Origin of the sequence: Erythrobacter sp. WG, assembly GCF_026586795.1 — a bacterium.
GTDB lineage: Bacteria > Pseudomonadota > Alphaproteobacteria > Sphingomonadales > Sphingomonadaceae > Erythrobacter.
In genome coordinates this window covers 47,895-68,790 of record NZ_JAPFGY010000004.1, presented here as the reverse complement: position 1 = coordinate 68,790, position 20,896 = coordinate 47,895, and the positions used below count along the sequence as shown (strand labels likewise).

Annotated in this window: 21 protein-coding genes; 6 read left to right on the top strand and 15 right to left on the bottom strand. The window is 67.8% G+C overall.

Annotated features, from left to right (window positions below):
* Positions 1-71: 71 nt before the first annotated feature.
* The 3 genes from OPU67_RS03235 to rpmF are packed head-to-tail and all read right to left on the bottom strand — an operon-like array spanning position 72 to position 2,355.
* Entirely contained in the window at positions 72-1,037 is a 966-nt protein-coding gene (locus OPU67_RS03235; RefSeq protein WP_267617521.1) for a beta-ketoacyl-ACP synthase III, read from the bottom strand.
* Positions 1,034-2,140 carry a phosphate acyltransferase PlsX gene (plsX, locus tag OPU67_RS03230; RefSeq protein ID WP_267617520.1) on the bottom strand — a complete coding sequence of 369 codons (1,107 nt, stop codon included), beginning with the start codon at positions 2,138-2,140 and terminating at the stop codon, positions 1,034-1,036. The genes OPU67_RS03235 and plsX overlap by 4 nt, the downstream gene beginning before the upstream one ends.
* 38 nt (positions 2,141-2,178) lie before the next feature.
* Entirely contained in the window at positions 2,179-2,355 is a 177-nt protein-coding gene (gene rpmF, locus OPU67_RS03225) for a 50S ribosomal protein L32 (RefSeq protein ID WP_267617519.1), read from the bottom strand.
* A 224-nt stretch (positions 2,356-2,579) separates the two neighbouring features.
* On the opposite strand from rpmF, the gene OPU67_RS03220 reads away from it, so the two are divergent.
* Complete coding sequence (locus tag OPU67_RS03220) at positions 2,580-2,975, top strand: MAPEG family protein (RefSeq protein WP_267617518.1); 396 nt, start codon at positions 2,580-2,582, stop codon at positions 2,973-2,975.
* Positions 2,976-3,138: 163 nt separating this feature from the next.
* Here the strand turns inward: OPU67_RS03220 and OPU67_RS03215 are convergent, their stop codons facing one another.
* The 3 genes from OPU67_RS03215 to OPU67_RS03205 all read right to left on the bottom strand — a co-directional run bounded on the left by OPU67_RS03215 (position 3,139) and on the right by OPU67_RS03205 (position 5,153).
* On the bottom strand, positions 3,139-3,807 hold the full coding sequence (locus OPU67_RS03215; protein WP_324255331.1) for an MBL fold metallo-hydrolase: 669 nt from the start codon (positions 3,805-3,807) through the stop codon (positions 3,139-3,141).
* Positions 3,808-3,835: 28 nt separating this feature from the next.
* Positions 3,836-4,108 (bottom strand): hypothetical protein, encoded by a 273-nt coding sequence (locus OPU67_RS03210; protein ID WP_267617517.1) that lies wholly within the window; start codon positions 4,106-4,108, stop codon positions 3,836-3,838.
* A gap of 364 nt (positions 4,109-4,472) precedes the next feature.
* The gene (locus OPU67_RS03205) at positions 4,473-5,153 is read right to left on the bottom strand and encodes a S24 family peptidase (RefSeq protein ID WP_267617515.1); all 681 of its coding nucleotides are present in this window, start codon (positions 5,151-5,153) and stop codon (positions 4,473-4,475) included.
* A 128-nt stretch (positions 5,154-5,281) separates the two neighbouring features.
* On the opposite strand from OPU67_RS03205, the gene OPU67_RS03200 reads away from it, so the two are divergent.
* Positions 5,282-5,500 (top strand): hypothetical protein, encoded by a 219-nt coding sequence (locus OPU67_RS03200; RefSeq protein WP_267617514.1) that lies wholly within the window; start codon positions 5,282-5,284, stop codon positions 5,498-5,500.
* Positions 5,500-5,928 carry a hypothetical protein gene (locus OPU67_RS03195; protein ID WP_267617513.1) on the top strand — a complete coding sequence of 143 codons (429 nt, stop codon included), beginning with the start codon at positions 5,500-5,502 and terminating at the stop codon, positions 5,926-5,928. Before OPU67_RS03200 ends, OPU67_RS03195 begins: the two co-directional genes overlap by 1 nt.
* 101 nt (positions 5,929-6,029) lie before the next feature.
* On the opposite strand, the gene OPU67_RS03190 is transcribed toward OPU67_RS03195, so the two are convergent.
* From OPU67_RS03190 to fsa, 8 genes are all read right to left on the bottom strand, one after another.
* Complete coding sequence (locus OPU67_RS03190) at positions 6,030-7,469, bottom strand: aldehyde dehydrogenase family protein (RefSeq protein ID WP_267617512.1); 1,440 nt, start codon at positions 7,467-7,469, stop codon at positions 6,030-6,032.
* 116 nt (positions 7,470-7,585) lie between these two features.
* On the bottom strand, positions 7,586-9,268 hold the full coding sequence (locus tag OPU67_RS03185) for an acetolactate synthase large subunit (protein WP_267617511.1): 1,683 nt from the start codon (positions 9,266-9,268) through the stop codon (positions 7,586-7,588).
* A gap of 88 nt (positions 9,269-9,356) precedes the next feature.
* The gene (locus tag OPU67_RS03180; protein WP_267617510.1) at positions 9,357-10,295 is read right to left on the bottom strand and encodes a D-2-hydroxyacid dehydrogenase; all 939 of its coding nucleotides are present in this window, start codon (positions 10,293-10,295) and stop codon (positions 9,357-9,359) included.
* A 10-nt stretch (positions 10,296-10,305) separates the two neighbouring features.
* Complete coding sequence (locus OPU67_RS03175; protein ID WP_267617509.1) at positions 10,306-10,662, bottom strand: hypothetical protein; 357 nt, start codon at positions 10,660-10,662, stop codon at positions 10,306-10,308.
* Positions 10,663-10,782: 120 nt separating this feature from the next.
* Positions 10,783-12,240, bottom strand: a complete 1,458-nt coding sequence (gene cysS, locus OPU67_RS03170; RefSeq protein WP_267617508.1) for a cysteine--tRNA ligase — start codon at positions 12,238-12,240, stop codon at positions 10,783-10,785.
* A gap of 133 nt (positions 12,241-12,373) precedes the next feature.
* Complete coding sequence (locus OPU67_RS03165) at positions 12,374-13,033, bottom strand: nitroreductase (RefSeq protein WP_267617507.1); 660 nt, start codon at positions 13,031-13,033, stop codon at positions 12,374-12,376.
* 106 nt (positions 13,034-13,139) lie between these two features.
* Positions 13,140-14,981: a cobaltochelatase subunit CobT gene (gene cobT, locus OPU67_RS03160; RefSeq protein WP_267617506.1), complete on the bottom strand. Its 1,842-nt coding sequence runs from the start codon at positions 14,979-14,981 to the stop codon at positions 13,140-13,142.
* 5 nt (positions 14,982-14,986) lie between these two features.
* Positions 14,987-15,640, bottom strand: coding sequence for a fructose-6-phosphate aldolase (gene fsa / locus OPU67_RS03155; protein WP_267617505.1), 654 nt, complete (start codon positions 15,638-15,640; stop codon positions 14,987-14,989).
* Between the two features lie 86 nt (positions 15,641-15,726).
* Here fsa and OPU67_RS03150 point away from each other — a divergent pair, with 86 nt between their 5' ends.
* Positions 15,727-16,359, top strand: coding sequence for a DUF2490 domain-containing protein (locus OPU67_RS03150; RefSeq protein WP_267617504.1), 633 nt, complete (start codon positions 15,727-15,729; stop codon positions 16,357-16,359).
* Between the two features lie 4 nt (positions 16,360-16,363).
* Here the strand turns inward: OPU67_RS03150 and OPU67_RS03145 are convergent, their stop codons facing one another.
* Complete coding sequence (locus tag OPU67_RS03145) at positions 16,364-17,062, bottom strand: DUF4197 domain-containing protein (RefSeq protein ID WP_267617502.1); 699 nt, start codon at positions 17,060-17,062, stop codon at positions 16,364-16,366.
* A 55-nt stretch (positions 17,063-17,117) separates the two neighbouring features.
* Between OPU67_RS03145 and OPU67_RS03140 the strand changes: the two genes are divergently transcribed.
* On the top strand, positions 17,118-19,286 hold the full coding sequence (locus tag OPU67_RS03140; protein WP_267617501.1) for a primosomal protein N': 2,169 nt from the start codon (positions 17,118-17,120) through the stop codon (positions 19,284-19,286).
* A gap of 40 nt (positions 19,287-19,326) precedes the next feature.
* Complete coding sequence (locus OPU67_RS03135) at positions 19,327-20,832, top strand: hypothetical protein (RefSeq protein ID WP_267617500.1); 1,506 nt, start codon at positions 19,327-19,329, stop codon at positions 20,830-20,832.
* Positions 20,833-20,896 lie beyond the last annotated feature (64 nt).

Genomic DNA, 20,896 nt, shown 5'->3' with positions numbered 1-20,896 from the left:
GATGCTGTGCGGTTTATTGTGTTTTCCGCAAACCTGTTAGCAAAAGAGACAAGCGAGGACCTGTTTCCGGCTTACATCCGGATCAGGCTCGCCCCCCAGGTGAAGCCGCCGCCCATCGCTTCGAGCATGACGAGATCGCCCGCCTTGATGCGCCCGTCCTTGCGCGCGACGTCGAGCGCGAGAGGGACCGAGGCGGCCGAGGTGTTGGCGTGATCCTGCACGGTGACGACCACCTTCTCGGGCGCGATACCGAGCTTCCTCGCGGTGGCATCGAGGATCCGGGCGTTGGCCTGGTGGGGCACGACCCAGTCGAGGTCGGCCGGAACAAACCCCGTGTCCTCAAGGACTTCCTTGAGCACGGCGGACAGGTTGACGACCGCGTGGCGGAACACTTCCTGCCCGCGCATCCGCACATGGCCGACGGTCTGCGTGCTCGACGGGCCGCCGTCGACATAGAGCAGATCGTGGTGGTCGCCGTCCGAATGGAGCTTCGTGCCGAGGATCCCGGCGCCCCCGCCATCCCCGGACGGGGCCTCGAGCACCACCGCTCCCGCCCCGTCGCCGAACAGCACGCAGGTGGTGCGGTCCTCCCAGTCGAGGATCCGGCTGAAGGTTTCCGCGCCGATCACCAGCGCGCGGCGCGCCATGCCGGTCTTGAGCAGCGAATCGGCGGTAGCGAGCGCATAGAGAAAGCCCGAGCACACCGCCGCGACGTCGAAGGCGACCCCGCCCTGGCAGCCGAGCGCGGCCTGCACCTTCGTGGCGGTGGCGGGGAAGGTGTTGTCGGGGGTGGCGGTGGCGAGCACGATCAGACCGATGCTCGACGCCTCGACCCCCGCATCGACGAGCGCCGCGCGGGCGGCGGCGGTGGCAAGGGTGGCGGTGGTCTCGTCGTCCCCGGCGATGTGGCGCTGGCGGATGCCGGTGCGCGCGGTGATCCATTCATCCGAGGTGTCGACCCGTGTCGCCAGCTCCGCGTTGGTGACGATCCTGCGCGGCAGTGCCGAACCGGTGCCGAGCAGGCGCGAACCGGTCACGCAGTCGCCTCGCTGTCGGGCGCGGGCGGGGCTACGGCCGCGGCGGCGCGCGGGCTGCGGCGCAGGGTGCCTTCGCCGAGCCGCGAGAGATCCTGCGCGATGCGTTCGGTGAGCTTGTTCTCGAGCAGCCGCGCGGTCACCGCGACCGCATGGGCGACGCCCTTGGCGGTGGCGCTGCCGTGGCTCTTCACCACCACGCCGTTCAACCCCAGGAAGACCGCGCCGTTGTGGTTGTTGGGATCGAGGTGGTGCCTGAGAAGCTCGGTCGCCGGGCGCGAGACGAGGAAGCCGATCTTGGAGCGCAGCGAGGAGGTGAAAGCCTGGCGCAGCAGATCGGTCACGAAGCGCGCCGATCCTTCGATCGCCTTCAATGCGATATTGCCCGAGAAGCCGTCGGTGACGACCACGTGGGTCTCGCCGCGGTTGATCTTGTCGCTCTCGACGAAGCCGTCGAACTGGAGCGCGAGCCCGCCCTCGCCCTCGGCCGAGGCGGCGGCGAGGATCGCGGCGGCCTCGCGCAGTTCCTCGGTGCCCTTGATCTCCTCGGTGCCGATGTTGAGGAGGCGCACGACGGGCCGCTCGAAGCCGTTGACGATGCGCGAATAGGCTGCGCCCATCACCGCATACTGGACGAGGTTCCTCGCATCAGCCTCGGTGTTGGCGCCGAGGTCGAGCATCACCACGTCGTGCGATTGCAGCGTCGGCATGATCGCGGCGAGCGCCGGCCGGTCGATGCCGGGCATGGTTCTGAGGGCGAGCTTGCTCATCGCCATCAACGCGCCGGTGTTGCCTGCGCTGACAGCCGCGCCCGCATCGCCGGTCTTCACCGCATTGACGGCAAGCCCCATCGACGTGGTCTTGGCGCGGCGGATCGCCTTGCTGGGGAGCTCGTCGCCGCCCACCACATCGTCGCAGTGGAGGATTTCGGAAGCCGCGCGCAGGTTCGGGTGATTGTCGAGCGCAGCCTCGATCCGCGCCTGATCGCCGACCAGCAGGAACTTGAAGCCCTCGTGCCGACGGCGCGCGAGGGCCGCGCCCTCGACCATCACGCGCACGCCTTCATCGCCGCCCATCGCATCGACCGCGATACGGGGCAGGCTCATCGTGCTGGTCTCCGCTGTGTCACGTCGCCTCGCGGCACTCAGCCGACGGCGACGACCTGGCGCCCGTTGTAGTAGCCGCAGTGGCCGCAGATGTTGTGCGGGCGCTTCAATTCACCGCAGTTGGGGCATTCGTGAAAGGCCTCGACCTTCAGCGCATCGTGCGAGCGACGCATACCGCGGCGGGAGGGCGATACTTTTCTCTTGGGGACAGCCATGGCGGCACCATTTCCTCGAATTACTGACGTGTAGCGCGGGCTGGCGCTGCGATTCTCGACGGCCGCCCTTACGGCAAGGAGCGTGCGCGCACAAGCAGCAGCAGGTGCACGTGTTCCTTGGCCAGCAGCGGCGGGAAGGCGCGCGCTATAGCGAAAAATTCCTGCGTTGCAAGCCGGGCGAGCCCCTCCTAGCACGGGGCGGCCATCAACGAGGGATATCTGCCATGATCGTGCTTCCTGTGACGCTCGCCGCGGCGGCGGCCGCCGCCGTGCTCAACCTGTGGCTGGGCATCCGCATCGGCGCCTTGCGCACTGCGCTACAGATCAATGTCGGCGACGGCGGCAGCGAGGCGCTGCAACGGCGGATGCGCGCGCAATTGAACTATGTCGAGAACACCGGCTTCGTGCTGCTGCTGATCGCGGCGATCGAGCTCGCCGGGCGTGGCAGCTGGTGGCTGGCCTACCTGGCGGCGGCCTATTTCATCGGCCGCATCGCCCACGGCTTCGGCATGGACGGCGGCAAGGCGCAGATCGGACGGATGGTCGGCACGCTGATGACGATGCTGGTGCAGCTGGGCCTAGCGGTGGTGGCGATCCTGATCGTGATGGGGGTGCTGTGATCCTCTCCCTTGAAAGAGGGGGACCATGCCTGTCCTGAGCGGCTGGCTTTGCCAGCCAGCCGAAGGGCGCAGCATGGTGGCGTGGCGGGTGCGGCTCTCCGGAAAGTGGCCCCTGCCCCTCCACCACCTCCGGTGGTCCCCCCTGCCCTTAAGGGGAGGATTATCAGCTCAGCGCGTAATCGCTCACAAACGCATTGGTCTTGCGCTCGCGCCCAAAGGTGCTCGTCGGGCCGTGGCCGGGGATGAACGTCACGTCCTCGCCCAAGGGCCAGAGGCGCTGGGTGATGCTGTCGATGAGGTCCTGGTGATTGCCGCGCGGGAAGTCGGTGCGGCCGATCGAGCCCTGGAACAGCACATCGCCGACGATGGCGAAGCGGCTGGGCGCGTGGAAGAACACCACGTGGCCGGGCGTGTGGCCGGGGCAGTGGATCACATCGAGGGTGAGTTCCCCCACCGTCACCGTGTCGCCGTGCTTCAGCCAGCGGGTCGGCGTGAAGCTCTTCGCCACCATCCCCCAGCGCGGGCCGTCATCGTCGAGCTGATCGATCCAGAAGCGGTCATCCTCGTGCGGGCCTTCAATGGGCAGGCCCAGTTCGTCGGCCAGCATCCCCGCCTGCCCGCAATGGTCGAGGTGCCCGTGAGTGACGAGCAGCTTCTCGAGCGTCACCCCGGCCTTGGCGACACCTTCCTTGAGCTTGTCCAGATCCCCGCCCGGATCGACCAGCGCGCCCTTCATGGTCCTAGTGCACCAGATCAGCGAGCAGTTCTGCTGGAGCGGCGTCACGGGGATGATCGCGGCGCGCATGGGAAGGGGTGTGGGAGTATCGGTCATAATGGACTCGGCTGAGATGGGGCAGAAACTACAAGAACATTTGCGGGATGGAAAACCGCCGAAGAACCAATGTGACAAGGGGCACCCCGGCCCATGACGTAAACATGGATACGATCAAGGTGAAACCCAATACTTCCTGATCGATCCGTCCGAAGCCGAGCAGGAGCATGAGCAACAACCAGTAAAGCGGTATCGCAATCGCAACCTCAAGCCATGTGGCTCCGACGAAGGCCCGCGTGGCCAGCACTGGCACTATGAAGAGGGCTCCGCCAAGGCTCATCGCGTTACCAAGTTGTGCCATCACACCCACGTCCTTCTCATACGACCCGAACAATCCGAGCTGCGCTCATCAGCCGGGGCTGCCCAAAGCGAAGTCTGCAATCCGCTGATTCCGCGTCAGCACGGGCACCGCGACCATGGACAGAAATATCGACGAGATTGTTATCCGACCAATTTTCTCGCGCCAATGCGCAAGTTCTGGAGAGCAGGAATGCAACTGCGAGAAAAACCCAACCAGAGCGCGTAGGCAACCGCGACCTGCCGCCAATCTCCGCCAATGATGGCCCTGCCGAAGAACGAAGGAGCGACGAAAACCGCCGCCACAGCAATCATGAATCCGCCCGAGTTTCGCGTTGCAGTTGTTGCCACAAAGAGATGAATTCGATCTAAACTCGCCCCCCCTTCCACACCACCCGGCCGATGATCTCGACCTCCTCGGCCGCCACCTCGACCGGCGGGTAGGCGAGGTTCTGCGAGAGCAGCGCGATCCGCCCCGCCCCGGCGCTGGCGACGCGCTTGACCATGAGCGTGTCGCCGAGGCGGACCACGTGGAGGCCGTCGCGGAACGGCCTTGGCGAGCGATCGACGAGGATCTCGTCGCCGTCGTTGAGGAGCGGCTCCATCGAATCCCCCTCCACCCGGATCGCGGAAAGCTCGGCGCGGGCGAGGCCCTGCTCCTCGAGCCAGCGGCGCGAGAAGCGGAAGGTGTCAAAGGCCGCCTCCCCGCCCGGAACCCGTCCCGGCCCCGCCGAGGCGCCGAGGTCGAGGCGGGGGACCTCGACCCATTCGCCGGCAGGGTCACGATTCACGGGCTGAGCATAGGAATTATCCTTCGCTTCGCGCAGCTCCTCCTCAGCCACGCCAAGAAAGCGGGCGAGCGTCGCGCGGTCCTGCTCCTCAAGCTTGCGGGGACTTCCTTTGCGAATGAATTGCTGAAGATAGGTCGGGTTGCGGCCCAGTAGCTCGGACAGGGCAGCAAGGCTGGCCCCGCGCTCCTGCGAGAGCTGAAGCAGCCGGGCGCGCGGTCCGGCCAGAGGTTCACGGGGGGCGGGAGCAGGTTTGGCCATGCGCCCTTCCTACATGAAGGATTTTTCCTAGACAAGTAGGAAATGTAGTGAAACAAAAAGGGAACACGGGGCTGATTCGCTTCGTGGAAACAACCGCCTGGATCAGCATTCAACAGGGACGCAAAACCATGCTGCTACGGACCATCGAAACCTTTCTCAGGGCTCACGCGATGCCCGCCACCAAGTTCGGCCGCCTCGCCGCTCACGACCCGCGCTTCGTCCTCGACCTCCGGATGGGCCGCACCCCGCGCCGCGACACCGAACTGCGCACGCGCGCGTGGATGCAGGGCTATGCCGACGGCGTCAGCGCCGAGACCGGCGACGCCAGGACGGGGGAGATGGCCTGATGCTGCTCACCCGCTCCGCGCGCGATCCTCACGCGCATCTGTTCGCCGCCTTCGACGAGATCGAGGTGAAGTCGCAGCCCCTGCCCGTGTCCGCCCCGGCCGCGCTGCGCCCGCGCCGCAGCCTTGCCGACCGGGTGCGCGCCGGCCTGATGCAGCTTACCGGCGGGCACGGCACGGTGCTCGGCCACGCGGAGAAGGCCTGGGCCTCGATCACCTTCGCCGGCACGCGCCACGAGGTGGTGCTCGAGTTCTGCGGGGCGGAGGCGGTTGCGGCGGGCGAGGAGCTGATCGAGCGCTTGCCCGACCACGAATTCGCCCTCCCCGGCCAGCTCGTTGCCGACGCGGCGATCACCAAGGTCGACCACCGCTTCGGCGCGATGGAGCGGCTCGAGGTGACCGCGGTGCTGCTGCTGCTCGAGGAGGGGTGAGGAAAGTTGCCGTCATTGCGAGCCGCGAAGCGGCGCGGCAATCCAGAGCGTCACGCTCAGGTCTCTGGATTGCTTCGCTGCGCTCGCAATGACGAGTTAGCCTAGGTCCGCCGCACCACCAAATTCCGGATCTCGCTCATGTCCTCCATCGCGAAGCGGATCCCTTCGCGGCCGAGGCCTGAATCCTTCACGCCTCCATAGGGCATGTTGTCGACCCGGTAGCTCGGCACGTCGTTGATGACGACGCCCCCGACCTCGAGCCGGTCCCACGCGGCGAACATCTTGAAGAGGTCGCGGGTGAAGATCCCCGCCTGCAAGCCGAACCTGGAATTGTTCACCTCCTCGAGCGCCCCGGCGAAGTCGTCGAACTTCTGGAGGATCGCGAGCGGTCCGAAGGCCTCCTCGTTCTTGGCCTTGGCATCCCCCGGCACCCCTTCGAGCAGCGTCGCTTCCAGCATGTTGCCGCGGCTGAGGCCCCCGCCGCACAGCAGGGTCGCGCCCGCCTCGACCGCCTCGTCGATCCAGCCCTTGAGCCGCCTGGCTTCGCTATCGGAGATCATCGGGCCGATGAAGGTCGCGCGGTCCTTGGGATCGCCCGCCACCAGCGTTTTCGTGCGCTCGACCAGCATCGCCTTGAAGCGGTCGTAGACCTCGGCGTGGATCAGGATGCGCTGCACCCCGATGCAGGACTGGCCGGACTGATAGAAGGCGCCGAAGATCACCCGCTCGAGCGCGTCGGCAAGGTCCGCGTCGCGGTCGATGATCACCGCCGCGTTGCCGCCCAGTTCCAGCACCACCTTCTTCTTGCCCGCCTTGGCCTTCAGGTCCCAGCCCACCCCCGGCGAACCAGTGAAGGAGAGCAGCTTCAGCCGCTCGTCCTCGGTGAACATGTCCGCCCCGTCGCGGTGCGCGGGGAGGATCGAGAACGCGCCTTCGGGCAGGATGTCGCACTCGGCCAGCACCTCGCCCATGATCAGCGCGCCCAGCGGCGTGCGGCTGGCGGGCTTCATCACGAAGGGACAACCAACAGCGATGGCGGGCGCGATCTTGTGCGCCGCGAGGTTGAGCGGGAAGTTGAACGGGCTGATGAAGCTGCACGGCCCGATCGGCACGCGCTTCCACATCCCCATATAGCCCTTGGCCCGCGCCGAGATGTCGAGCGGCTGGACCTCGCCGTAATTCCTGACCGCCTCCTCGGCGGCGATGCGGAAGGTGTCGATGAGACGGCTGACCTCGCCCTCGCTATCCTTGATCGGCTTGCCCGCCTCGACGCACAGGGCATAGGCGAGTTCCTCGGAGCGTTCCTTGAACCGCTTGACGCAGTGCATCAGCACATCCTGCCTCTCGTAGGCTGCGAGCCTTGCCATCGGCTCCGCCGCCCGCACCGCCCCGGCGATCCCCTCCTCGATGATGTCCGGCGTCGCCATCGCGGTGCGGAAGGCGATCTCGCCGGTGTACTTGTCGGTCACCTCGAGATCGGTGTTGGGCTGCACCGCCTTGTTGTTGAGGTAGAGCGGGTAGGTGTCCTTGAGCTCGGGCATGGCGTCCTCTTTCCGATCGTCATTGCGAGCGCAGCGAAGCAATCCAGGGCGGATCGCGCGTGGCTCTGGATTGCCGCGTCGCTGCGCTCCTCGCAATGACGAGGCGATGGTGAGGGCTAGAGCTCCGCGCTCAGCCGTTTGATATCCTTGTTCAGGATCCGGTCGTTCTCGGTGTAGTCAACCGGGCAGTCGATGAGGTGCACCCCCGGCGTGGCGAGGCAATGGGCGAGCAAGTCGGTGAGGTGTTCCGCCGACGTCACCCGGTGCCCGATCGCCCCGTAGCTTTCGGCATATCTGACGAAATCGGGGTTGCCGTAGGTCAGCCCGAAATCGGCAAAGCCCATGTTCGCCTGCTTCCAGCGGATCATCCCGTAGGCATCGTCGCGCAGGATCAGCACGGTGAGATCGAGGCCGAGGCGCACCGCGGTCTCCATCTCCTGGCTGTTCATCATGAACCCCCCGTCGCCGCATACCGCCATCACCTTGCGCTCCGGATAGAGCATCGCGCTCATCATCGCCGACGGCAGCCCCGCCCCCATGCTGGCGAGCGCATTGTCGAGCAGCACGGTGTTGGGAAGGTAAGCGGAGTACCCGCGCGCGAACCAGATCTTGTAGACCCCGTTGTCGAGGCAGATGATCCCGTCTTCGGGCATCGCGGCGCGCACCCGCTTGACGAGGTGCGGCGGGAAGATCGGGAAGCGGGTGTCGGCGGCGAGAGCCTCGGTGTGCGCCACCTCGGCGGCGCGGTAGCCGAGCATCTTGCGGACATCCCACCGACCCTGCGGCACGATGTCCTCCTTGATCTGGTAGATCGCGTTGGCGATGTCGCCGATCACCTCGATATGCGGGAAGTAGACCGGATCGACCTCCGCCGTGCGGGTCGAGACGTGGATCACCTTGGGCCTGCTGTCCGATCCCACCGCGCCTTCGCCGTCGTTCTTCATGAAGAAGGGCGGCTTTTCGATCACGTCGTGGCCGATGTTGACGATGCAATCGGCGTCCTCGATCGCGCGGTGGACGAAGTCCCCGGCGGACAGCGCCGCGCAGCCGAGGAACAGCGGGTGGCGCTCGTCGATCACGCCCTTGCCCATCTGGGTGGTCACGAAGGGAATGCCGGTCTTGTCGACAAACTGGCGCAGCATCCGCCCCGTCATCTTGCGGTTCGCGCCTGCGCCGATCACCAGGATCGGCGCCTTGGCCTCCTCGATCGCCAGCACCGCCTGGCGCACCGCCTTCTCCTCGGCCGAGGGGCGCCGGGCGAGGCTCGGGGCGAGCGGGCGGCTGCGGGTTTGTTCCTCGGCGATATCCTCGGGCAGTTCGAGATGCGTCGCGCCGGGCTTCTCCTCCTCGGCCAGCCGGATCGCCTCGCGCACCCGGCTGGGGATGTTGTCGGCGCTCGCCAGCTGGTGAGTGAACTTGGTGATGGGCTTCATCATCCCCACCACGTCGAGGATCTGGAAGCGCCCCTGCTTGGAGTGCTTGATCGGCTTCTGCCCGGTGATCGCCAGCGTGGGCATCCCGCCCAGTTGCGAATAGGCGATCGCGGTCACCATGTTGGTCGCGCCCGGGCCCAATGTCGCGAGGAACACCCCGGCCTTGCCGGTATGGCGGCCGTAAGTCGCGGCCATAAAGCCCGCGCCCTGTTCGTGGCGGGTGAGGATCAGCTTGATCTTCGTCGATTTCGACAGGCTCTCGAGGAAATCGAGGTTCTCCTCGCCCGGCACGCCGAAGATGTATTCGACGCCCTCTGCCTCGAGGCACTCGATGAACAGGTCCGATGCCTTCTTCGTGTCGCTCATGCCGGACCCTCTCTTGCGGGCCTGTCATGCCGGCGCGCGCGCGGGGAGTATTGCAGAAAAGCGCCGCGGCGCAATCGCGCCGGCGCGATCAGTAGCCGAGGCGCGGGTCGAACAGCGGGGCGAGCGGCTCGCCCTTCAGATACTTGCCGAGGTTGTCGAGGAAGCGGTCGGCGGAGCGGACGAACATCTTGTCCTGCGCGCGGCCCGACAGGTGCATGGAGATATGCGCGGTCTCGCAGTCCCACAGCGGATCGTCGGCGGGCAGAGGCTCGGGCGTGGTCACGTCCAGAAAGGCGCCGCCGATGGTCTTGGCCTTCAGCGCCTCGACCAGCGCCGGCTGGTCGATGACCGAGCCCCTAGCGAAGTTGCAGATCACCGCGTCCGCTTTCATCGCGGCGAGTTCGGCCGCGCCGATCAACCCCTCTGTCTCGGGCGTGGCGGGGACGGCGAGGATCACCCAGTCGAATTCGCCCAGCCGCGCGCGCCATTCGTCGGGGCCGAGGGTGCCCTCCCCGCCCGAGCGGCGCACCACCGTCACATCGACGTCGAAGGCGGCAAGCCGCGGGGCGACCGCCTTGCCGATCGCGCCGTAGCCGAGCAGCAGCGCCTTCGACCCGGCAAGCTCGCGCTTGCCCGGGCTGTCGAACAGCCACTCGCGCCGGTCGGCGGCGCGCATCACTTGCGCGTAGCCCTTGGCGATGTTGAGCATCCCCATGACGATGTATTCGGCGATGGTGACGGCGTTGATCCCCACCCCGTTGGTGACGGTGATCCCGCGCTCGATCAGCACGTCCATCGGCAGGAAATCGAGCCCGGCGTAGATCGAGTTCAGCCATTTGAGCTGTGTTGCCGCCCGCAAGGTCTCGGCCATCGCCTCCTTGTCGTTCATGTCGAACCAGCCGATCTCGGCGTCCGCAACGGCCTCCTTCGCCTGTTCGGCGGACATGAACCAGCGCACGTCGAGGCCCTCGGGCAAGCGCGGTTCGAGCATCGGGCGGATCAAGCCGGAAATCGCAAGTGTGGTCATGAGACCAGCGTTACTGCCGGAAAGCGAGCCACGCCACCCCTGCCAAAGCAGGCAGGCCGGCCAGGTCCACAAGCGCGATGCGTTTGAGCGGCAGGGGCGATCCGGCCTGCCAGTAAAGGACAAAGAAGCTCACCATGCTGATCCCCACCACCAGCACCGCGAGCCGCCGCCCCTCCGGCACGAAGGCGGCCCAGATACAGGCGACGAAAACGCCAAGGAACAGCCCCGCGCGGTGCTGCATCAGCAGGAACAGCGGATTGTCCGGCTGGAGGCCGTAGAGCGCGGTGAGCGTCGCGGGGCGAAACAGCGCCAGCGCAGGCGTGGCATGGATGGCCGCGAGGATCAGCCAGAGGATAGGTTGCATCATGCAACTGGTTTAACCGCAAGGCTGGGGGCTTGTCCAGATCCACGCCTCTCCCGCCGTTTGCCTCGAGCGAAGTCGAGAGGCAGTGCGCAGGTGTCTCGACTGCGCTCGAAACGAACGGTGCTAGAGCTTCCAATCCCAGCCGAGCGGATCGCCGTCCATCACCTCGACGCCTTGTGCCGCGAGTTCCTCGCGGATCGCGTCGGATGTGGCGAAGTCCTTCGCGGCGCGGGCTTCCTTGCGGCGGGCGAGCGCGGCTTCAATTTCGGCCTCGGTGATGGTGGCGGACTTGGGCCGGATGCGCAGGTCGGCGCGGGTGAGGCCGAACAGGCCCAGACCGAGCACGGCGTCCATCTCCCCGACCACCGCGCGCTTGATCTCGGCGTCGACCTTCTTCACCGCCAGCGCTTCCTCGAGAGCCGTGAGGGCGCTGGGCGTGCCGAGGTCCTCGCTCATCGCCGCTGCGAAAGCCGCGCGGATGGGCGCGAACTTCGGATGCGCGGCGTCGGGCGCCGGTTGCACCTCCATTAGCGGCGCGGCCGCCATCACCATGCGCTTCAGCCGGGTCAGCGCCGCGCCCAGCCCGTCCCACGAGAACTCCAGCTCCGAGCGGTAATGCGCCTGGAGACACATCAGCCGGTAGGCAAGCGGGTGATACCCCCGGTCGACCAGCAATTGCAGCCGCAGGAACTCTCCGGAAGACTTCGACATCTTGCCCGAACGCTCGACGAGGAAGTTGTTGTGCATCCAGATCCGCGCGCCCGAATTGCGCGGATCGTCGAGCCCGCCCGCGCAGCAATAGGCCTGGTTCTGCGCGATTTCGTTGGGGTGGTGGATCTCGCGGTGGTCGATCCCGCCGGTGTGGATGTCGAAGGGGAAGCCCAAGAGCGCCTCGCCCATCACCGAGCATTCGAGGTGCCAGCCGGGCGCGCCCCGGCCCCACGGGCTGTCCCACTCCATCTGCCGCGTCTCGCCCGGCGGCGTGCGCCGCCAGATCGCGAAGTCGGCAGCGTTGCGCTTGCCCTCGACGTCGCCGATGCGGCTCTCGCCATCGTCCGTCTGCGCGCGCGCCAGCCGGCCGTAATCCGCCACCGTCGACACGTCGAAATAGAGCCCGCTCTCGAGCTCGTAGCAATGCCTCTCGGCGATCGACTTGCCCCATGCGATCATCGCTTCGACATATTCGGTCGCGCGCGGGTGCTGCTTGGGCTCGACGTTGAGGCGCGCGAGGTCCGCCTCGAAATCGGCCTGATAGAAGGCCGCGATGTCCCACGCGCTCTTGCCCTCGCGCGCGGCCATCCGCTCCATCTTGTCCTCACCCTCGTCCGCGTCCGAGGTGAGGTGGCCGACGTCGGTGATGTTCACGACATGGGTGAGCTTGTAGCCCTTCCAGCGGAGCGTGCGCCCCAGCGTGTCGGCGAACACATAGGCGCGCATGTTGCCGATGTGCTGGTAGTTGTAGACCGTCGGCCCGCAGGTGTAGACGCGCGCCTCGCCGGGGTGGACGGGCTCGAACACCTCGGTCTGCCGGGTGAGCGAGTTGAACAGCTTCAACTTCTGTTTGGGGGCGACGTCGGTCATGGGCCGCGCTTTGGCCAGCGGCGCGCACAACGTCAATTCCCTCGTCATTGCTAGCTGAGCGAAGCAATCCAGAGCGGCGAGCCCGACGCCCTGGATTGCCGCGCCGCTTCGCGGCTCGCAATGACGACGGACATCAGAACCCGACGAACCGCACCTGTTCCTCCAGCGGCACGCGCTCGCGCACGAAATTGTTCACCGGCGCCTCTGGGTCGCGGTAGCCGATCGCCATGCCGCAGAAGAACATGGTGCGCTCGTGGTCGAGGCCGAGAAAGTCGCGGATCACGGTGGCGTAGTAGGCCATGAACTCCTGGAAGCAGGAATCGAGCCCCTCCTCGCGCAGCAAAAGCGCGATGGTGGCGAGCCACATCCCGGTGTCCGACCACTGCGGCTCCTTCATCAGGCGCGGGAAATGGACGAACATCACCGCCGGCGCGCCGAAGCTGGTCGCGTTGCGCCCCATCGCCGCCATGCGCGCCGCGCCATCATCGCGCGCGATGCCGAGCGCGTCGAACATCCCCCGCGAAATGCCGTGGAGGCGCTGCTTGTAGGCCTCCTCCTGCTTGGGCGCGTCCCAGTCGTATTCGAGCTTCTGCGGCGGGGTGGAAGTGATCTTCGCCTGCAGGTCGCGCAGCGGCTGGCCGGTGACGATCGTCGCCTCCCACGGCTGGTAGTTGCACCCCGAGGCGGCCCAGCGCGCCTTGTCCATCACCCGGGTGATGACGTCGAGCGGCACGGGCTTCTCGAGAAACTCGCGGATCGAACGGCGGGATGTGACGGCTTCGGTGACGTTCATTGTGGTTCCCCGGTGGCACGCGCGCGTGGCGCAGTCTGTCGACGAGGTGAACCAATGCGGCAATCGAGTTGCGAATTGCAACCCCTCAAAATAGCGCGGATGATGGCTAGCGCCGCCCCTTCACGCCCTTCTCGTCCTCGAACAGTTCGGCGAGCTGCTCCATGATCGTGCCGCCCAGTTGCTCGACGTCCATGATCGTCACCGCGCGGCGGTAGTAGCGGGTGACGTCGTGGCCGATGCCGATGGCGACGAGCTGGACCGGCGAGACCTTCTCGATCCACTCGATCACGCCCCTGAGGTGCGCCTCCAGATATCCGGCGGAGTTCACCGACAGGGTCGAATCGTCCACCGGCGCGCCGTCGGAGATGACCATCAGGATGCGGCGCTCCTCGGGGCGGTAGAGGAGGCGCGAGTGCGCCCAGATCAGCGCCTCGCCGTCGATGTTCTCCTTCAGTAGCCCCTCGCGCATCATCAGCCCGAGATTGCGGCGCGCGCGGCGCCACGGCTCGTCGGCCTGCTTGTAGATGATGTGGCGCAAGTCGTTGAGGCGCCCGGGGTTCTGCGGCTTGCCGTCGGCGAGCCACGCCTCGCGGCTCTGCCCGCCCTTCCACGCGCGGGTGGTGAAGCCCAAAATCTCGGTCTTGACCCCGCAGCGCTCCAGCGTGCGCGCAAGGATGTCGGCGCTGATCGCCGCGATGGAGATGGGCCGCCCGCGCATCGAGCCCGAATTGTCGATCAGCAGGGTGACGATCGTGTCCTTGAACTCGACATCGCGCTCGACCTTGTAGGAGAGCGCCGTGCCGGGCGAGACGATCACGCGGGAAAGCCGCGCGGCATCGAGCACGCCTTCCTCCTGGTCGAAGTCCCAGCTGCGGTTCTGCTGCGCCATCAACCGACGCTGCAAGCGGTTGGCGAGGCGCGTCACCACGCCCTGAAGGCCCGTCAGCTGGCTGTCGAGATAGGCGCGCAGCCGGTCCAGTTCCTCCGCGTCGCACAGGTCGGGCGCGGCGACTTCCTCGTCGAAGCGGGTGGTGAACGCCTTGTAGTCGACGCTCGCGGGCACCTCGGCCTGCGGGCGGTTGGGGCGGACGGGGGCGTTGGCGGCGTCGGCATCGTCGCTCGCGTCGCCCTCGGACATCTCGCTGTCGGTTTCGGTGTCGGAGGATTGCTCCCCCTCGCCCTCGCCCTCGGCCATGTCGCCGGCCATTTCGGCCGATTGCGGATCGCCCTCGCCCTGGTTCTCGTCCTCGCCCTCGTTCTCGTCGTCGGGGCCGTCCTCGTCGTCGGGCTCGTCGCTGTCGGTCTCGTCCGGCGCCTCGGTGGGGCGGGTGAGATCGAGCTCGCGCAGCATGTCGAGCGCGAGCTTCTGGAAAGCCTCCTGATCGGCGATTGTCTCGGCGAGGCCCGCGAAGTCGCCGCCGACCTTCTCCTCGAGGAAATCGCGCACCAGCTCGATCCCGCCCCGCGCGCGCTCGGGCACCGCCTCGCCGGTCAGCGCCTCGCGCACCAGCAGCGCGAGCGCGGTCTGCAAGGGGACCTCGGCGGAATTCTGCGCGCGCACGATCTTGTCGCCCGCGGTGCGCAGTTCGGTCGCGGCGTCGAGGTTCGCCCGGATGCCGCCGAAGCGGTTGGCGCCCAGCGCCTCGTAGCGCACCTGCTCGATCGCGTCGTAGCAGGCCCGTGCGATCGGCTCGGGCGGCGCGGAGCGGGCGTGGAGCGCGGCGTTGTGGTGGCGCAGCTTCAACGCGAAGCTGTCGGCAAAGCCGCGCGCCTCGGTCACCTGATCGGCCGGCAAGTCCCGCCCCGGCAGCGGCACGCGGAAGCGGTTGCCCGCAGAGCCCGGCACGTCGGCGCTCCACGCGACCTCGACCTCCGGATCGCCCGCGATCGCGCGGCTGGCGCCGGTCAGCGCCTGCTTGAAACGGTCGAGGGGGGACTGGTCGGCCATCGGCGTTACAGGATGCTCTGGCCGGTCCCGGCCCAGTCCTTCATGAAGCCCTCGATCCCCTTTTCGGTGAGGACGTGCTTGAAGAGGTCGTGGATCACCTTGGGCGGTGCCGTCATCACGTCGGCGCCGATCTTCGCCGCCTGAAGCACGTGGGTGGTGTGGCGCACGGAGGCGACGAGGATTTCGGTCGCGAAGCTGTAGTTGTCGTAGATCAGGCGGATGTCCTCGATGAGGTCCATGCCGTCGAAGCCGTTGTCATCATGCCGGCCGACGAAGGGCGAGATGAAGCTCGCCCCCGCCTTGGCCGCCAGCAGCGCCTGGTTGGCCGAGAAGCACAGCGTGACGTTGACCATCGTGCCCTCGCCGGTCAGTGCCTTGCAGGTCTTGAGGCCATCGACCGTCAGCGGCACCTTGATGCACACATTGTCGGCGATCTTCCTGAGAACCTCGGCCTCCTTCATCATGGTCGCATGATCGAGCGCGACCACCTCGGCACTCACCGGACCGTCGACCAGCTTGCAGATCTCGGCCGTCACTTCCTTGAAATCACGGCCCGACTTGGCGATCAACGAGGGGTTGGTGGTCACCCCGTCAAGGAGGCCCGTCGCCGCCAGTTCGCGGATTGCCTCGATATCGGCGGTGTCGACGAAGAATTTCATGTGTTCACTCCAAACTTTTGCGATAGCCATGTCATGCGCGCGGCGCCTAGAGGGCGAGCATGACACGCGGGGCAATCCGATGCGCGATGCTGCTTGCCGCCCTCGCGGCGGCTTGGCAACCGTCCAAAGCGTGGGCAGCGGAAGAAGATACGCAATTCTGGCTGAACGCCTTTGCCACCGGCAAGATCGCCGAGAAGACGACCCTGACGATCGACGCGACCCAGCGCTGGCGCAGCGATCAGGAGACGGGCGCAGACCAGCAGACGATCCGCGTCATGGCCGAGCAACAGGTCGCCGAGCGCACCCGGATCGGCGGCGGCGTCATGCTGTTCGACACCGCCGGGCTGACCGAGATCCGCTTGCACCAGCAGGCGATCTTCACGATCGGCAGAATCGAGGCGCGCACCCGTCTCGAGGAGCGTTTCTTCGACGGCGCAGACCGGATGGAGCTCCGGTTACGCCAACGCGTCACCTACAACCAGCCGATCGCCACCGAATGGCGCGCGTCTGCGGGCGTGGAGTGGCTCGGCATCATGCAGTCGCGCAGGGCCGACCAGGGGGCCTCCACCGAGCAGTGGCGCCTTCAGGCGAGCGTGACCCACCGCCTCAGCAAGTACTTCGATGTGGGCGCGATCTACTGGCACGTGATATTCCCGCGCGGACCCAGGCCAGCGCAGACCAGTCACATACCCCAGCTCGCACTCACCTACCGCTTCTGACGCCTCACACCGCGCCCGCCGCGCCGAACACGGCAATGATCGCTGGATCGCGGGTGGCGCGCGGGTTGGCGCGGATCGCGGCTTCCTCACGGGCGATCTCGCCCCACACGGCATCGTCGACCACCCGCCCGACCCGCTCCGCGACCGCCGCGACATCGACCCCGGTGACGGCGTTCAGCGCCTCGCCGAGCAGCGGGTCGCGGCTCACCCGGATCGCCTGGCCGAGCTCGGGCACCACCGCATCGATCAGCCGCGATCCCACCTCGGCGCGCAGGTAGGCGCTCGCCGCGGTCGGGCCGCCGCGCACCAGATCGATGGCATTGCGCACCCCAATCACCCGCACCGCATCGGTGACGACCGGCGCGGCGCGGTAGCTGGCGTCGATCGCGAGGGTGGCGAACCGCTCCTCCAGCCGCTGCTTGAACAGCGCCGAGGTGAGGATGCGCGAGAGCACGTCGCCGCGCGTGCCGAGCATGGTGCCGAGGCCCACGCGCGCGACCTGCTCGTCCCAGTAGCCGCCCGGCTGGGTGAGACGCGCGAAGGCGTTTTCGGACGCGAGCAGCAGCATCCGCCGCACCGCCTCCTCGAGCGTGAAGGCGGGGCCATAGGTCGCGCAAGCGGGCAGCAGCAGCAGCGTGCCCGCGCCGGCCGCGCCCGCAAGCAGCGCGCGGCGGGTCGGGCGATGGGTGACGATTGCGGTCATTGGTCGTGTCTCCAAGCTTGCCCTTCCACCATGGGCCTCTCCATATAACCCTGCGATGAACCGTGTGCGCCTCCTCGTCCTTAACGCAGCTTTGGGTGCGCTCGACTACCGCCTGCCGGACGGCGTGGACGCACCGCCGGGGAGCGTGGTGGTCGCCCCGCTCGGGCCTCGGAAGGTCATGGGAATCGTCTGGGACGAAGGCCGCCTGCCGGGCGATGCCATCGCCTTCGAGCGGCTGCGGCCGATCCTCGAGGTGGTGCCGGTCCCGCCGCTTCCCGAACCGCTGCGGCGGCTGATCGAGTGGACCGCCGACTACTACTGCGCCCCGCTGGCGAGCGTCGCGCGCATGGCGCTGGCGAGCGGCGGCGCGCTGGGAGGCCCGGCGACGATGACCGAATACCGGCTGACGGGGGCGCAAGGCAGCGGGCGGCTGACCGCGCAGCGCCGCACCGCGCTGGAGAAGCTCGCCGGCGAACAGGGCACGATGCGCGAACTGGCGGCGAAGGCGGGTGTCTCGGAAGGCGTGCTGCGCGGCATGGCGGGGGCCGGCCTCATCGCGCCGGTCACGGTGAAGATCGACCGCCCCTACCCCGCCGCCGATCCCGGCCACCATCAGCCCGACCTCTCGCCCGCCCAGCGCGCGGTCGCCGAGCGGCTGGTCGCGGCAGTGGAGGCCCGCGCCTTCGCCCCCTTTCTCCTCGACGGGGTGACCGGATCGGGCAAGACCGAGACCTATTTCGAACCCGTCGCCGCCGCGATCCGGCAGGGGCGGCAGGTGCTGGTGCTGCTGCCGGAAATCGCGCTCACCGAGAACTTCCTCGCGCGCTTCGCCGCCCGCTTCGGGGCGCCGCCGGTGCTGTGGCATTCCTCGCTCAAATCGACCGAGCGCCGGCGCGCGTGGCGCGCCATCGCGGACGGAAGCGCGCAGGTGGTGGTCGGCGCGCGCTCGGCGCTGTTCCTGCCTTACGCGAAGCTCGGCCTGATCGTGGTCGACGAGGCGCACGAGATCAGCTTCAAGCAGGACGACGGGGTGCGCTACAACGCCCGCGACGTGGCGGTGATGCGCGCGCGGTTCGAGGGCCTGCCGGTGATCCTCGCCAGCGCCACCCCCGCGCTGGAGAGCCTGCACATGGCCGAGATCGGGGTCTACGAGAAGCTCGACCTCCCGGCCCGCTATGGCGGCGCGACGCTGCCCACGGTCCGGCTGGTCGACCTCACCGAGGAGAAGCCGGGCAGCCAGCGGTGGCTGGCGGGGCCGCTGGTCGAGGCCCTGCGCGACCGGCTGGGCAAGGGCGAGCAATCGCTGCTGTTCTTGAACCGCCGCGGCTACGCGCCGCTGACGCTGTGTCGCAATTGCGGGCACCGCTTCAAGTGCCCGAGTTGCAGCGCGTGGCTGGTCGAGCACCGGCTGTCGGCCCGTCTCGCCTGCCACCACTGCGGCTTCGAGACGCGCGTGCCCGAGGCCTGCCCCGAATGCGGCGAGAGTGACTGCCTCGTCGCCTGCGGCCCCGGAGTCGAGCGCATCGCCGCCGAAGTGGCCGAGCTGTTCCCCGAAGCGCGCACCGCGGTCGCCACCTCGGACACGCTCGGCACCCCCGAGCGCGCGGCGGAGTTCATCGCCATGGCCGAGGGGCGCGCGATCGACATCATCATCGGCACCCAGCTGGTGACCAAGGGCTTCCACTTCCCCGAGCTGACCCTGGTGGGCGTGGTCGACGCCGATCTCGGCCTCGAGGGCGGGGACCTGCGCGCAGGCGAGCGGATCTTCTCGCAGATCGCGCAGGTCGCCGGGCGCGCGGGGCGCGGGGCCAAGCCCGGCGAGGTGCTGATCCAGACCCGCCACCCCGATGCGCCGGTCATCGCCGCGCTGGCGAACGGCGACCGCGATGCCTTCTACGCCGCCGAGACGCAGGGGCGCCGCGATGCCGGCGCGCCCCCGTTTGGGCGCTGGGCTGCGATCATCCTCTCCAGCGAGGACGAGAAGGAAGCGCGCGAGGCCGCGGTGCGCCTCGGCGACGTGCGCCCGCGCCTCACGGATGTCCAGATCCTCGGCCCCGCCCCCGCGCCCATGGCGCTGCTGCGCGGCCGCTACCGCTACCGCTTCCTCGTCAACGCGCGCCGCAGCGCCAACGTGCAGGGCGTGCTGCGCGAATGGATCGGCGCGGTGAGTTTCGCCCCGGGGGTGCGCGTGGGCGTCGACATCGACCCTTATAGCTTCGTTTGACGAGCCTTTACTGGCAGTTGGCTCCTGATAAGCTCGGCCGGTGATTGCCCGCCTCTGCCTGTTCTTGTGGACGCTCTGCCTTGCGGCGCCGGCCCTCGCGGAATGGCATCGCGCCGAGAGCGAGCACTACATCGTCCACGCCGACATGCGCGAAGCCGACCTGCGCGAGATCGTGCAGACGCTGGAGGATCTCGACCGGGTGCTGCGCGCGCTGATGCCGCCGAGGATCGAGCCCGGCCAGAAGCTGCAACTCTACCTCACGCCCGGATACGATCGCATCTCCGGCATCGTCGGCATGCGCGTATCCGGCTTCCCCGCCTATTCGCCCGAAAGCATGATGGCCTTCGCCAGGTTCAGCTTCGCCGAACCGGCCGGCATCCGATACGAAGCGGCCTTCTTCTACGCGGCGGACCGGCATCTCGAACAGGCTTACTTCCAGCCAATGCCGCCCTGGCTGGGCAGCGGGTTCCCGCAGTTCTTCGCGACCGCATACAGGGACGAGGAAGGGCACTTCATCCTCGGAGCGCCCGACTACCGCAGGCCCCTGATCCATCCGGTGGCGGCCGAGGAGGTCAGGACGGCCCTGACCGACAAGACCTCGCCCAGGAATCAGCAGCAGTTCGCACGGTTCTACAGCGTGGCGGGCGCGGTGACCGCCCCACTCCTCGCGGAACCCGCCTACGCGGGTGTCCTCGAGCGCTACGTCCGCGCCTACGCCTCGGGCATGACCATGGAGCAGGCGGCAGCCGAGCTCGGCGATTTCGAGACCCTGCTGGACAGGATCGACAAGCGCGCCAAACGGAAGAGACCCAAGCTGCGCCGATTCGAGCTGGCGCCGGGGCCTCCTGCCGCCATTGCCTTGCGGCCGATGCGCCGTGACGAGATCGCGCTGATCGACCTGCGCTTCGAGCGCTTGCGCGAGAAGAGTCGCAAGCAGGCGGCGCAGCGGCTTCGCGCGCTGACCGGCCGGATGCCCGACAGCGCGCTCGTGTGGTACGAATATGCCGCCGCCGAGTTCGGCCTCGTGCAGAACAGCGAATTCGCCGGCGATCCGCTGTTCCGCGGCTTCGGCTTCGCGAACGGCGAGCTGATCGTGACCGCCAACCGCTATCCCGATGCCGAGGCGTGGCGGGCGGTGAACCGGGCCCTGGCGATCGACCCCGCCATGCCCGAAGCCCGGCGGCTGCGTGCCGAGATCCTGCTCAACCGGCTGGTGCGCGCGGGCGATCCCGACGATGCGGCGGGTTATGGCGAGGTGCGCGCGGCCCTTGCGCCGCTGGCGCGCGATCCGCGGCGCAATCCGCTCGCGGCGGCGCTCTACCACCAGTCCTATGTCGAACAGGGCATCGCGCCGCCGCCGGAAGCCTTCGAGCAGCTTGAGGAGGCGTTCAGAGCCAACGCCAGTGTGACCGACTTCCGCTATGCCTATGCCGTGGCGCTCAGCCGGCTGGGGAGGGTCGGGGAAGCGCGCAGCCTGCTGACCTCGATGCTGAACGATCCGAAGTTCGAAGCCGCCGCCCGGCGCGCGCTGGAGGCGGCGCCCTGAGGCGCGAAGGGCCATGGCCCTGCGCACCTCCAGCGAAGTCGCGAAACCGATCCGTTTACAGGCG